10 protein-coding genes are annotated in these 13,161 nt (G+C 69.5%); 9 read left to right on the top strand and 1 reads right to left on the bottom strand.

The annotated features are described in order from the left end of the window. Window positions 1–85 precede the first annotated feature (85 nt). Window positions 86–973, bottom strand: a complete 888-nt coding sequence (locus Q333_RS0103405; protein ID WP_051651092.1) for a cobalamin B12-binding domain-containing protein — start codon at window positions 971–973, stop codon at window positions 86–88. Between the two features lie 339 nt (window positions 974–1,312). Between Q333_RS0103405 and bchF the strand changes: the two genes are divergently transcribed. Genes bchF through puhB form a run of 9 tightly spaced genes read left to right on the top strand, consistent with a single transcriptional unit; the run spans window position 1,313 to window position 13,130 of the window. Continuing rightward, complete coding sequence (gene bchF / locus Q333_RS0103400; RefSeq protein ID WP_084175711.1) at window positions 1,313–1,984, top strand: 2-vinyl bacteriochlorophyllide hydratase; 672 nt, start codon at window positions 1,313–1,315, stop codon at window positions 1,982–1,984. After that, on the top strand, window positions 1,981–3,306 hold the full coding sequence (locus Q333_RS0103395) for a ferredoxin:protochlorophyllide reductase (ATP-dependent) subunit N (RefSeq protein ID WP_051651091.1): 1,326 nt from the start codon (window positions 1,981–1,983) through the stop codon (window positions 3,304–3,306). The genes bchF and Q333_RS0103395 overlap by 4 nt, the downstream gene beginning before the upstream one ends. Beyond that, window positions 3,306–4,856, top strand: coding sequence for a ferredoxin:protochlorophyllide reductase (ATP-dependent) subunit B (gene bchB / locus Q333_RS0103390; protein ID WP_029415340.1), 1,551 nt, complete (start codon window positions 3,306–3,308; stop codon window positions 4,854–4,856). Before Q333_RS0103395 ends, bchB begins: the two co-directional genes overlap by 1 nt. Next, on the top strand, window positions 4,831–8,589 hold the full coding sequence (locus Q333_RS0103385) for a magnesium chelatase subunit H (protein ID WP_029415339.1): 3,759 nt from the start codon (window positions 4,831–4,833) through the stop codon (window positions 8,587–8,589). Before bchB ends, Q333_RS0103385 begins: the two co-directional genes overlap by 26 nt. Next, window positions 8,586–9,497 (top strand): ferredoxin:protochlorophyllide reductase (ATP-dependent) iron-sulfur ATP-binding protein, encoded by a 912-nt coding sequence (gene bchL, locus Q333_RS0103380; RefSeq protein WP_029415338.1) that lies wholly within the window; start codon window positions 8,586–8,588, stop codon window positions 9,495–9,497. The genes Q333_RS0103385 and bchL overlap by 4 nt, the downstream gene beginning before the upstream one ends. Further along, window positions 9,494–10,183, top strand: coding sequence for a magnesium protoporphyrin IX methyltransferase (gene bchM, locus Q333_RS0103375; protein WP_029415337.1), 690 nt, complete (start codon window positions 9,494–9,496; stop codon window positions 10,181–10,183). The genes bchL and bchM overlap by 4 nt, the downstream gene beginning before the upstream one ends. Continuing rightward, window positions 10,180–11,628, top strand: coding sequence for a BCD family MFS transporter (locus Q333_RS0103370; protein WP_029415336.1), 1,449 nt, complete (start codon window positions 10,180–10,182; stop codon window positions 11,626–11,628). Before bchM ends, Q333_RS0103370 begins: the two co-directional genes overlap by 4 nt. Before the next feature lie 24 nt (window positions 11,629–11,652). Continuing rightward, a complete protein-coding gene (gene puhA, locus Q333_RS0103365) occupies window positions 11,653–12,429 on the top strand; it encodes a photosynthetic reaction center subunit H (RefSeq protein ID WP_029415335.1) in 777 nt (258 codons plus the stop codon). Beyond that, window positions 12,426–13,130: a photosynthetic complex putative assembly protein PuhB gene (puhB, locus tag Q333_RS0103360; protein WP_245591468.1), complete on the top strand. Its 705-nt coding sequence runs from the start codon at window positions 12,426–12,428 to the stop codon at window positions 13,128–13,130. The genes puhA and puhB overlap by 4 nt, the downstream gene beginning before the upstream one ends. The last annotated feature ends 31 nt before the right edge of the window (window positions 13,131–13,161 follow it).

Here is a 13,161-nt window from a genome sequence, read left to right as displayed (position 1 = left end):
CCGATCAGGCTCCCGAAACGCGATGGCTGCCGGGGAGGGCGGCTGAACGGTCATCGGGGGCCATTATCGATGCGGCGCCCCATATTCAAGCGACCGATTGCCGGCGCTGAAACAGGGCTTCGGCCACGCGGACGGCCTGGCGGGCGTCTCCGGCCGTCTCGTCGGCGCCCACAAGGACGACGCGGGCGGGGTCGACCTCGAAGGCGCGGCCGCCGACGATCACGCGCACATCCTCGTTCATCGAGGCGGTGCGGACGTCGGCGATGACGGGACCCAGGGTGTCCAGCCACCGCTCGTCGGCCATCGAGAAGCCGACCAGGTCGAACCACTCGCCGCGCACGGCGTCGCGCAGATCCCGCGCCGTGGCGTCGGGCATGCAGACGGTGCGCCAGCCCGCGCGACGGAAGTACTCCACCACCAGCACCAGGCCGAAGGAATGGTGATCGCCAGGCGTCAGGGCGAACAGGGCGGTGCGACCGTCCCCGCCGCCTGCCTCGACGTGCATGCGGTCGGCGAACTCATAGACCAGCTGCTGCAATCGACACAGACCGATGGTGACGTCGGTGAAGGCGCAGTCGTCGGCCTCCCACATCTCGCCTAGCCGCTTGGCCGCGGGCGACAGCAGGTCGAAATAGATGGTCTCCATGCCGACGCCGCGCCGGGTCAGCAGGTCGACGTGCTCGGTCAGGGCCGCGAGGTCCGACGTCATGACCATGCGAGAAAACCGCTCCAGTTCCGCCTGGGCGATCACCCCGGTCGTCATCGGGATGACATCCGGATCGGTCCCGTCGCGGTGGGCCATCAACAGGCGGGGGATGATCTCGCCCTCGATCAGCCGGGCCAGCGTCAGGGGTGAAGGGTCGGCGATCAGCGAACGGTCGGGCCGTCCCAGCGACACGACGTTGCTTTCGGACTTGGACGTCCGAGCGCGACGGTCAAGCGGTTCGCCGGTGGCAGGATGGGTGTCGGCCATCGAACTCCTCCCCAGGAGTGTCGTCCAACGTCAGGCGTGATCCCCACCCACCCGGCGATGCGTTCTCATATGACCGTCGGGCGGAATATCCCGGCGGGTCGTCTCCGCATCCTGGGCCAGGTCTCCGCGATCGCGCGCGGATCAGAGTTATGGCCAGGCGACGCACGCGCGTCAGTCTCAACTCACGGGCGACATTTCGCCGCCTGTTTCCAGCGTTAGTCAAGACGATAAAGCCTCGGTGTGTCAATTTCGGTTTACGTCCAATCTATTTGACACTTGTGCGTCGGCGGTCCTAACCTTCGTCATCGTCCCTATTTCGGGGCGACCCGGAGTCGGTCGATGTCCTCGAGCGCTTTCCACCCATCGGACGGGGAAAACCCCCGCCGTGACGCCGGCCTCGGGGGAGGCGCCAGCCTGCTGGATCGGGGGGTCGGAGCGTTGTTCGACGCCCTCGTGGCCGCGCCCTGGGGGGCCCACACCGGCGATCACCGCCAGACGCTGAAGAGCCTGCGCGTGCTTCGCGCCCGGCGTCCCCTCTACACTCCGGAAGAGCGCGCCCGCCGCGACGCCACGCCCTGGACCCTGGTTCAGGGCATCCTGGCTCCCATCCAGTTCATCGCCTTCGGAATCAGCTTCGTTCTGGTCCTCAGATATCTGTGGACAGGTGAAGGCGCGGCCGCCGCGACGGTGTCGATCCTGATCAAGACCGGCTTGCTGTACCTCATCATGGTGACCGGCGCGGTGTGGGAGAAGGTCGTCTTCGGACGCTACCTCTTCGCCCCGGCCTTCTTCTGGGAAGACGTCTTCTCCATGCTCGTGCTGGCCTTGCACACCGCCTATCTGGCGGCGGTGCTGGCCGGATGGGGCACGCCGGCCGAGCAGATGGCGATCGCGCTCGCCGCCTACGCCGCCTACGTCATCAACGCCTTCCAGTTCGTCTGGAAGCTGCGTCAGGCCCGGCTCGAAGGCGACCGCACGGCGCAATCGCCTCCGCAGGCGATGCCCGCATGAGCGCGCCCGCAGCCCTCCTCGATCGCTCCCCCGCGTCGGGGGGCTGCGCCGAATCCCCGGTCCTGCGCGAACGCGGCCAGCGCGAGGTCTTCTGCGGCCTGACCGGCATCGTGTGGCTGCACCGCAAGATGCAGGACGCCTTCTTTCTGGTCGTCGGCTCGCGCACCTGCGCCCACCTGATCCAGTCCGCCGCCGGCGTCATGATCTTCGCCGAGCCCCGCTTCGCCACCGCCATCATGGAGGAGAAGGATCTCGCCGGCCTGACCGACACCAATGACGAGCTGGACCGCGTCGTCGACCGCCTGCTGGCGCGTCGCCCCGACATCAAGCTCTTGTTCCTCGTCGGCTCCTGCCCGTCGGAAGTCATCAAGCTGGACCTCAGCCGCGCCGCCGGCCGCCTGTCGGAGAAGCACAGCCCCAATGTCCGCGTCCTGAACTATTCCGGCAGCGGCATCGAGACGACCTTCACCCAGGGCGAGGACGCGTGCCTGGCCGCCCTTGTGCCCCAGATGGCCCAGGCCCCGACCGACGCCGCCCAGTCCCTGCTGATCGTCGGCGCCCTGCCCGATGTGGTCGAGGACCAGTTCCGCCGTCTGTTCGCCGCCATGGGCATCGAGCGCTTGGACGCCCTGCCCGCCCGCAAGATCGCCGACCTGCCCAGCGTCGGCCCCAACACCCGCTTCTTGGTCGCCCAACCGTTCCTCGGCGATACGGCGCGGGCCCTGGAGGATCGCGGCGCGGTCCGGCTGGACGCCCTGTTCCCCTTCGGCGCGGAAGGCACCACCGACTGGCTGCATGCCGCCGCCCAGGCCCTCGGCGTCGACGAGATGCTGTTCCGCTCGGTCGTAGCACCCGGTCGGGAACGCGCCGCCCGCGCTCTGGAAAAGGTCCGGCCCGCACTGGACGGCAAGTCGATCTTCTTCTTCCCGGACTCGCAGCTGGAGGTGCCGCTGGCGCGGTTCCTGTCGCGCGAACTGGGCATGGTGCCGCTGGAAGTCGGCACCCCCTATCTGCATCGCGTCCACCTCAACAAGGAACTGGCGCTGCTGCCCGCCTCGACGGTGCTCAGCGAGGGCCAGGACGTGGATCGTCAGCTGGATCGCTGCCGCGATGCTCGCCCGGACCTAAGCGTCTGCGGCCTCGGCCTCGCCAATCCGCTGGAGATGGAAGGCCTGACGACCAAGTGGTCGATCGAGCTGGTCTTCTCGCCGGTCCACGGCTTCGACCAGGCGGCCGATCTGGCCGAGCTGTTCGCCCGCCCCATGAACCGCCAGGACCGGCTGTCCGACGCCATCGTGCCGATCCGCCGGAGGGCTGTCTGATGCAGCTGACCGTCTGGACCTATGAAGGCCCGCCCCACGTCGGTGCGATGCGGATCGCGACCGCGATGTCCGGCCTGCACTACGTCCTGCACGCGCCCCAGGGCGACACCTACGCCGACCTGCTGTTCACCATGATCGAGCGGCGCGGCGCCCGCCCGCCCGTCACCTACACCACCTTCCAGGCGCGCGACCTGGGCACCGACACGGCCGAGCTGTTCAAGACCGCGGTCATCGACGCCCACGCCCGCTTCCAGCCCCAGGCCATGATCGTCGGCGCCTCCTGCACGGCCGAACTGATCCAGGACGATCCCGCCGGCATGGCGCTCGCCATCGGTCTGCCGATCCCGGTCATTCCCCTGGAGCTGCCCAGCTATCAGAAGAAGGAAAACTGGGGCGCGGCCGAGACCTTCCGCCAGCTGGTCCGCCACCTGACCACCGCCGTCGAGCGCACGCCGATGGCGGGCAGGAAGCCGGTCTGCAACATCCTGGGCCCCACGGCGCTGGGCTTCCGCCACCGCGACGACGTGGTCGAGATCACCCGCCTGCTAGAGCGGATGGGCGTCCAGATCAACGTCACCGCGCCCTTGGGCGCGACTCCCGCCGACATCGCCCGGCTGGGCGCTGCCGACTTCAACGTCGTGCTCTATCCCGAGATCGCCGGAGAGGCCGCCAAACAGCTCGAGAAGCAGTGCGGCCAGCCCTCCATCAAGACCGTGCCGCTGGGCTACGGCGCGACCATCGACTTCATCAAGGAAGTCTGCGCCCTGACCGGCCTGGACCCCGCGCCTGTGCTGGACGGCGTCCCCTCGCGGATGCCTTGGTGGTCCCGGTCGGTGGATTCCACCTACCTGACCGGCAAGCGGGTGTTCGTCTTCGGCGACGCCACCCACGTCATCGCTGCCGCCCGCGTCGCCTCCGAGGAGCTCGGCTTCGAGGTCGTGGGCCTGGGCTGCTACAATCGCGAGTTCGCCCGCGAGGTCCGCGCCGCCGCTGAGAAGCTGGGCCTCACCGCCCTCATCACCGACGACTATCTGGAAGTCGAGGCCGCCATCGCCGCGCTGCAGCCCGAGCTCGTTTTGGGCTCGCAGATGGAGCGCCACATCGCCAAGCGGCTGCGCATCCCCTGCGCCGTCATCTCGGCCCCGTTCCACGTCCAGGACCACCCGGCCCGCTTCTCGCCACAGATGGGGTTCGAGGGCGCCAACGTCCTGTTCGACACCTGGGTGCATCCGCTGGTCATGGGGCTGGAGGAGCACCTCCTCCACATGTTCCGCGACGACTTCGAGTTCAGCGACGAGGCTGGGGCCTCGCACCTGGGCGGTCATGGCGCGGGGGCGGCGAAACCGACCGAGGACGTCGCTTCGACCGAAGTGGCCGCGGTCTCATCGGAGATCGCCTGGTCCCCCGACGCCGAGGCTGAGCTGAAGAAGATCCCATTCTTTGTCCGCGGCAAGGCCCGAAAGAACACAGAACGCTTCGCCGCAGAGCACGGCCTGGCGACCATAGGACTGGAGACGCTGTACGATGCGAAATCGCATTACAGCCGCTAGTCCGGACGCCCGGACCGGAACGACGCCCGAGGTGCGGGTCTGCGTCGTCACGCTCGACAACCATCTGGCGGGTGCGATGGCGATCGCCGAGCAGCGCCTGCGCGCCGACGTCCCCGGCCTGAGCATCGCGCTCCACGCCGCGTCGGACTGGGGCAGCGACGACCGGGCGCTGGAGGCTTGCCTGGCCGACATCGAACGCGCCGACATCGTCGTCGCTTCCATGCTGTTCGTGGACGACCACATCCAGCGCGTCCTGCCCGCCCTTCGCGCCCGCGCCGAACGCTGCGACGCCATGGTCTGCATGATGTCAGCCGCCGAGGTCGTGCGCCTGACCCGCATGGGGCCCTACCGCATGGACGGGTCCGATAAGGGCCCTCTTGCGCTACTGAAAAAGCTGCGTGGCAAGTCCACGGCAGGAGCGCCTCCCGGGGCCCAGCAGATGGCCATGCTGCGCCGCCTGCCCAAGATCCTGGCCTTCATCCCGGGCACGGCCCAGGACGTGCGGGCCTACTTCCTCACGCTGCAGTACTGGCTGGCCGGCTCGACCGAGAACATGGTCGGCATGGTCCGCTGGCTGATCGACCGCTACGCCGACGGCGAGCGCCGCATCTATCGCAATGCGCTGAAGGCCGCCGCCCCGATCGAATATCCGGAGATCGGCGTCTACCATCCCGACATGGCGGGCCGCATGGCCGACAGCGCCTCCGCCCTGCCCGCCCGCGACGGCGCGAACGGCACCGTCGGCCTAATCGTGCTGCGCTCCTACGTCCTGGCCGACGACGCGGCCCACTACGACGGCGTGATCCGTGCCTTCGAGGCGCGCGGCGTGCGCGTCATTCCCGCCTTCGCCAATGGGCTGGACGCCCGCCCGGCGATGGACAAGCTGTTCCTCAGGGACGGTCGGCGAACTGTCGACGCCATCGTCAACCTGACCGGCTTCTCCCTGGTCGGCGGCCCGGCCTACAACGACTCAGGCGCGGCGGCCGAGACGCTGGCCGGATTCGACGTGCCCTACGTCGCCGCCCATCCGCTGGAGTTCCAGAGCTTCCAGCAATGGAGCGCGGGCGACCGCGGCCTGCTGCCGCTCGAGGCCACCATGATGGTCGCCATCCCCGAACTGGACGGCGGCGTCGCCCCGACCCTGTTCGGCGGCCGCACCGACGGATCGGGCCAGCCCTGCACCGGCTGCCGCCGCCGCTGCACCTTCCCCGGCGCGGACGCCCGCGCCATGGTCGCCTGCCCCGAGCGTGCCGAGACGCTGGCCGCCCGCGTCGTCAGGATGATCGACCTCGCCCGCGCTGACCGGGCCGAGCGCAGGATCGCGGCGGTCCTGTTCAACTTCCCGCCCAACGCCGGAGCCGCCGGCACCGCCGCCCAGCTGTCGGTGTGGGAGAGCCTGTATCGCACCCTCATCCGCCTCTCGGCCGAGGGCTACACCGTCGAGGTCCCCGCCAGCGTGGATGCCTTGCGCGCCACGATGCTGGAGGGCAACGCCGCCCGCCTCGGCACCGACGGCAACGTCCACGTCCGCATTCCGGCCGAGGACCACGTCCGCCGCGAGACCTGGCTCAACGACATCGAGGCCGTCTGGGGCGCCGCGCCCGGCAAGGCCCTGACCAACGGCTCGGACCTGTTCGTGCTCGGCGCCCGCTTCGGCAACGTCTTCGTCGGCCTGCAGCCGCCCTTCGGCATCGAGGGCGATCCGATGCGGCTGATGTTCGAAGGCGGCTTCGCCCCCACCCATGCCTTCAGCGCCTTCTACCGCTGGATCCGCGAGGACTTCGCCGCCCACGCCGTGCTCCACTTCGGCACCCACGGCGCGCTGGAGTTCATGCCCGGCAAGCAGACGGCCCTGTCGGAGGCCTGCTGGCCCGACCGCCTGATCGGCGACCTGCCCAACCTCTACCTCTACGCCGCGAACAACCCGTCCGAGGGCATGATCGCCAAGCGGCGCTCCAACGCCACCCTGGTCTCCTACGTCACCCCGCCGATCTCCGACGCCGGCCTCTACAAGGGCCTCTTGGACCTCAAGGCGCTCGTCGAACGCTGGCGCGGCACGGACGTCGAGGCCGCCGTCGAGCGCGCCCAGCTGGTGCCTATGATCGAGGAGCAGGCGCAGGTCCTGAACCTCGACCTGATCGACGGCGCCGACGATGCCCGCATCGAAGCCCTGATCGCCACGCTCCAGGAGCTGGAGCAGACCCTGATCCCCAACGGCCTGCACGTCCTGGGTCAAGCCTTCGACCCCGCCGAGCGCGTCGACATGCTGCTCGCCGTGGCCAAGGGCCGCGAAGGTCCCCAGCCGGGCCGCGACGCGGTTCAGGCCATCGTCGACGGCGCAGACGCCCGCACGGCGCTCGGCATCAGCGGCCTGACGTCGGACGCCACCAACCTCGACCTGTTCCGCCACCTGCACGCCACCAACGTCGCGCTGTCGACCAATCCCGAGATGGACGCCCTGATCGCGGCGCTGGACGGCGGCTATGTGCGGCCCTCGCCCGGCGGCGACCTGATCCGCACGCCCGGGATGCTGCCGACGGGCCGCAACATCCACGGCTTCGACCCCTTCCGCATTCCTTCGGCCTACGCCGTCGCCGACGGCCGCCGCCAGGCCGAGCGCCTCCTGGAGCGCCACCGTCAGGAGACGGGCGCCCTGCCCGAAAGCCTGGCCATCGTCCTGTGGGGCACCGACAATCTGAAGTCCGAGGGCGGCCCCATCGCCCAGGCCCTGGCACTCATGGGCGCGCGCCCCCGCTTCGACGGCTACGGCCGCCTGACCGGCGCCGAGCTGATCCCGCTGGAGGAGCTCGGCCGCCCGAGGATCGACGTCATCGCCACCGTCTCGGGCATCTTCCGCGACCTGCTGCCGCTCCAGATGAAGATGCTGGCCGACGCTGCCTGGCTCGCGGCATGCGCCGACGAGCCGATCGAGCAGAACTTCGTCAGGAAGCGCGCGCTCGAGCATCAGGGCCGCCTCGGCTGCGATCTCGAAACCGCCAGCCTTCGCGTCTTCTCCAACGCCGAGGGGGCCTACGGCGCCTCGGTCAACAGCCTGATCGATTCCGGGGCCTGGACCGAAGAGGGCGAACTTGCCGACGCCTTCGAGAGCCGCAAGGGTTTCGCCTATGGCAGGAACGGCAAGCCGATGAAGCAGCCGGCGCTGCTGAACAGCGCGCTCTCCGGCATCGACCTAGCCTATCAGAACCTCGACTCGGTCGACCTGGGCGTCACCACCATCGACCACTACGTCGATACGCTCGGCGGCGTCGCCAAGTCGGCGGAACGTGCACGCGGCCGGGCCACTGCCGTCTACATCGGCGACCAGACCCAAGGCGAAGGCAAGGTCCGCACCCTGTCGGAACAGGTCACGCTGGAAAGCCGTACCCGCGTCCTCAATCCGCGCTGGTTCGAGAGCCAGCTGAAGCACGGCGCCGAGGGTGTCCGCCAGATCGAGGCCCAGGTGACCAACACGCTGGGCTGGTCGGCCACGACCGGCGAGGTGCAGCCCTGGGTCTATCAGGAAATCAGCGAGACCTTCGTGCTCGACGCCGCCATGCGCGATCGCCTGGCGACCCTGAATCCGAAAGCGTCCGCCCGCATGGCCAACCGCCTGCTGGAGGCTTCGGACCGCGCCTACTGGGCGCCCGACGCGGCGACCTTGCAGGCGCTGCGCGACGCCGCCGACGACCTTGAAGACAGACTCGAGGGCTTGAGCCCCGCGGAGGCCGCATGAGCATCACCCTCGAAATGCCCCAGACGCTGAAGCGTCGTCCGCCCATCGACGGTGACGGCTCGGTCCAGGTCAAGATGGACGCGCCGCTCAACATCGGCACGGCCAAGGTCTTCGCCGTCTACGGCAAGGGCGGCATCGGCAAGTCGACCACCAGCTCCAACCTGTCCGCCGCCTTCTCGCTGCTGGGCAAACGGGTGCTCCAGATCGGCTGCGATCCCAAGCATGACTCGACCTTCACCCTGACCAAGCGCCTGGTCCCCACCGTCATCGACGTGCTGGAGACGGTGAACTTCCACTCCGAGGAACTGCGCCCCGAGGACTATGTCTACGAGGGCTTCAACGGGGTGCGCTGCGTGGAGGCGGGTGGACCGCCGGCCGGCACCGGCTGCGGCGGCTATGTCGTCGGCCAGACGGTCAAGCTGCTAAAGGAACACCACCTGCTCGAGGACACCGACGTGGTGATCTTCGACGTGCTCGGCGACGTGGTCTGCGGTGGCTTCGCCGCTCCGCTCCAGCACGCCGAGCGTGCGCTGGTGGTCACCGCCAACGACTTCGACAGCATCTTCGCGATGAACCGCATCGTCGCGGCCATCAAGGCCAAGTCCAAGAACTATGAGGTGCGTCTGGGCGGCATCATCGCCAACCGCAGCTCCGGCACCGACGAGATCGACCGCTTCAACGACGCGATCGGGCTGACGCGCATCGCCCACTTCCGCGACCTGGACGAAATCCGCCGCTCGCGCCTGAAGAAGTCGGTCGTGTTTGAGATGGACGGCTCCGACGAACTGGAGGCCGCCAAGGCCGAATACATCCGTCTGGCCCAATCGCTGTGGGACGGCATGCCGGCCATCGAGGCCGAGCCCATGCGCGACCGCGACATCTTCGAGTTCCTGGGGTTCGATCAATGACCTCGGCGACCTGGGACCAGTATCGCGGCCGGCTCGAAACCTATTTCGACCGCACGGCGCTCGACGCCTGGGCCCAGCTGACCTCTGACGCGCCGGTGTCGAAGATCCGCGCCACGGTGCGGGCCGGGCGCGACGAGATGCGCGGCGTCCTGCTGAACTGGCTGCCCGCCGATCTGACGGGCCTGCGCATCCTCGACGCCGGCTGCGGCACCGGGGCGCTGGCCGTCGAGGCCGCCCGTCGCGGGGCCGACGTCGTGGCCATCGACGTCTCGGCCAGCCTCGTCGACATCGCCCGCGAGAGGGCGCCCACCGACATGCCTGGCGCCATCGACTGGCGCGCCGGGGACATGATGAGCCCGGACCTCGGCGACTTCGATCACATCGTGGCGATGGACAGCCTGATCCATTATCCGACCGACGACATCGTCGCGGTGCTGGCGGCTCTGTCGCAGCGGACGCGTGGCTCGATCGTCTTCACCGTCACGCCGCGCACGCCCGCCCTGATGCTGATGCTGACGATGGGCAAGCTGTTCCCGCGCGCCGACCGCGCTCCGGCAATCGTGCCCGCGAAACTGGACGCGCTGGCCGCCCGCCTCTCGGCCCTGCCGGGCGTCTCGGTGGGCCGCACCCGCCGCGTCCAGGGCGGCTTCTACACCTCCCAGGCATTGGAGCTCGTGCGCCGATGACCGACCTGCGGCAGAGAGCGGACGCCAACCGGGCCGCCTTCGCGCGCCTGATGCGCGCCTGCCTGCCGTTCGCCGATGCCGCCACGACCGAGCTGCCGCTGTCGCGCCTCTTGCGCCTGTCGCTGTTTCAGGTCTCGGTCGGCATGGTCACCGTGCTGCTGACCGGCACGCTCAACCGCGTCCTGATCGTGGAGCTGAACGTCCCGGCGGTGCTGGTGGCGACCATGGTCGCCCTGCCCTTCCTGTTCGCCCCCTTCCGCGCCCTGATCGGGCACCGGTCGGACACCCATCGCTCCCACCTCGGCTGGCGGCGCGGGCCCTACATCTGGTTCGGCACGCTTCTGCAGTTCGGCGGCCTCGCCATCATGCCCTTCGCCCTGCTGATCTCGGGCGGTCAGGGCGTCGGCGCGGTCTGGATCGGCCACGTCGCGGCCATGGTCGCCTTCCTCCTGACCGGTGCCGGCATCCACACCACGCAGACGGCGGGTCTAGCGCTCGCCAACGACCTGGCGCCCGAGCACGCCCGGCCCCGAGTCGTGGCCCTGCTGTACGTCATGCTGCTGGTCGGCATGCTGATCGCGGGCATCGCCATGGGTCTGATCCTGATGGACTTCCAAGCGGTGAAACTGGTCGGCGTGGTTCAGGGCGCGGCCATGGTCGCTGTCGTTCTCAACATGACCGCCCTGTGGAAGCAGGAGGCCCAGAACCTGGCCCTCACCGCCCCGTCCCAGCCCCGCCCCCCGTTCAGGGACAGCTGGGCCCAATTCATCGCCGGGGGCCGCTCGGGCCGCCTGCTGGTGGCCACCGGGCTCGGCGCCGCCGCCTTCTCCATGCAGGACGTGCTGCTGGAACCCTATGGCGGCCAGATCCTCGGCCTGTCGGTCGGCCAGACCACAGGCCTGACCGCGCTCTGGGCGCTCGGCACCCTGATCGGCCTGGCCTGGTCCGCGCGTCGCCTCAACCACGGCGGAGAGCCCCACCGCATGGCCGGCCACGGCCTCGTCATCGGCGTGCTGGCCTTCGCCGCCGTCATCTGCGCTGGACCCTTCGCCTCGGCCCCCCTGTTCTGCGCCGGGGTCACGATGATCGGCCTCGGCGGCGGCCTGTTCTCTGTCGGCACCCTGACCAGCGCCATGGCGCTCGCCCGCGACGGCCGCTCGGGCATCGCGCTCGGTGCCTGGGGCGCGGTCCAGGCGACCGCCGTCGGCCTCGCCGTCCTCACCGGGGGCGCGCTGCGCGACCTCGTTTCCGCCCTGTCCTCGTCAGGCCTGCTCGGCCCGGCGATGAGCCAGCCCTTCACCGCCTACGGTGTCGTCTACCACCTGGAGATCGGCCTCCTGTTCGCCGCCCTGGTCGCCATCGGGCCGCTCGCCCGCTACGCGCCCGCCGCTTCGCCTCAGTCGCTTACCCCTCAACGGTTCGGCCTCGCCGATCTGCCCGCCTGATCCTGGTTCGCAAAGGAGCCTGACATGGAAAACAGTCCCTTCCTCTTCGGTGATTTCGACGCCGCAGAACTCGCCCTGATGGTCTTCTGGCTCTTCTTCGCCGGACTGATCGTCTACCTCCGTCGCGAGGATCGCCGCGAAGGCTATCCGCTGGAGAACGATGTCACCGGCCAGCACGAACCTCTGGGCGGCCTCTTGTTCACCGCCAAGCCCAAGACCTTCATCCTGCCCCACGGCCACGGCACGCGCGTCCTGCCGCGCGCCGACAACCGCGACACCCGTCCGCTGGCCGCGCGTCGCAGCGCCCCGACCGACGGTTCGCCGCTGGAGCCCACGGGCAACCCCCTGCTGGATGGCGTCGGACCCGGTGGCTATGCCGAGCGTCCGAACTACGCCGACCTGACGCTGGAAGGCCTGCCGCGCATCGTGCCGCTGCGGGTCGCGCCGGACTTCTACATTCCGCGTGAGGACATCGATCCGCGCGGCCTCGCGGTCCTCGGCTGCGACGGCAAGAAGGGCGGCGAGGTCTCCGATGTCTGGGCCGATCGCTCCGAGCAGCTGATCCGCTACCTCGAGGTCGCTGTCGGGGCCAAGAAGGTGCTCCTGCCCATGCAGATGTGCATCGTCGACGGGGCCGCGCGCGCCGTGAAGGTTCGCGCCATCACCTCGGCGCAGTTCGCCGATGTCCCGACCACGGCTAGCCCCGATCAGGTCACCCTGCTCGAGGAAGAGAAGATCATCGGCTATTACGGCGGTGGTCACCTCTACGCGACGCGCGACCGCCAGGAGCCCTGGCTGTGAGCCGCCCCGCCGGTATCAGCGCCGCCATCGGCCAGGAGCATGAAGGGGAGCCCGTCCGCGGGCTTCCAGGCCGGCTCCCCGAGGGCGAGCACATCCTGTGGCAGGGCGAGCCGGACTGGCGCGTCCTGGCCCGGACCGCCATGCGCGCGCACTGGGTGGCGACTTACTTCGGCATCCTCGCCGTCTGGAACCTGGTCAATGGCGTCATGCAGGGCTCCGGCCTGGCCTCGACCCTGATCTCGGTCGGCCTGACCCTCACGGTCGGCGCCGTCGCGGTGGGCCTGCTGGTCGGCTACGCCGTCCTCGTCGCCCGGACGACGGTCTATACGATGACCAATAAGCGGTTCGTGCTGCGCCACGGCGTGGCCCTGTCGAAGTGCTTCAACATCCCCTACCGCACCATCGGCGCGGCGGCGGTGAAGGTGGACGCCAAGGGCTTCGGCGACATTCCGCTCAGTCTCGCCGACGGCGCCCGCATCGCCTATCCGCACCTATGGCCCCACGTCCGGCCGTTCACCATCCTGAACCCCCAGCCGATGATGCGGGCCCTGCCCGAGGTCGCCTCGGTCGCCGAACGCTTGAGCCTGCAGCTCCAGCTCGCCGCCAACGCCGCCGACAAGCCCTTCGTGGCCGAGCCGGTGCGTGCTCCGGCCCGCGCCTCCCGCCCCGCCCCGTCCGACGGCCAGCCCGCCGCCGCCTGAGGATCTCAGGAACCCAGCCCAGAGAAACGAA

Origin of the sequence: Brevundimonas bacteroides DSM 4726 (assembly GCF_000701445.1) — a bacterium.
GTDB lineage: Bacteria > Pseudomonadota > Alphaproteobacteria > Caulobacterales > Caulobacteraceae > Brevundimonas > Brevundimonas bacteroides.
The sequence above is the reverse complement of the archived record's forward strand: the minus strand, read 5'-3'. Positions and strand labels throughout refer to the sequence as shown.

Coding starts and splice junctions, on each gene's coding strand:
- Q333_RS0103405 (WP_051651092.1), bottom strand. CDS start 973: ATGGCCGACACCCATCCTGCCACCGGCGAACCGCTTGACCGTCGCGCT.
- bchF (WP_084175711.1), top strand. CDS start 1,313: ATGTCCTCGAGCGCTTTCCACCCATCGGACGGGGAAAACCCCCGCCGT.
- Q333_RS0103395 (WP_051651091.1), top strand. CDS start 1,981: ATGAGCGCGCCCGCAGCCCTCCTCGATCGCTCCCCCGCGTCGGGGGGC.
- bchB (WP_029415340.1), top strand. CDS start 3,306: ATGCAGCTGACCGTCTGGACCTATGAAGGCCCGCCCCACGTCGGTGCG.
- Q333_RS0103385 (WP_029415339.1), top strand. CDS start 4,831: ATGCGAAATCGCATTACAGCCGCTAGTCCGGACGCCCGGACCGGAACG.
- bchL (WP_029415338.1), top strand. CDS start 8,586: ATGAGCATCACCCTCGAAATGCCCCAGACGCTGAAGCGTCGTCCGCCC.
- bchM (WP_029415337.1), top strand. CDS start 9,494: ATGACCTCGGCGACCTGGGACCAGTATCGCGGCCGGCTCGAAACCTAT.
- Q333_RS0103370 (WP_029415336.1), top strand. CDS start 10,180: ATGACCGACCTGCGGCAGAGAGCGGACGCCAACCGGGCCGCCTTCGCG.
- puhA (WP_029415335.1), top strand. CDS start 11,653: ATGGAAAACAGTCCCTTCCTCTTCGGTGATTTCGACGCCGCAGAACTC.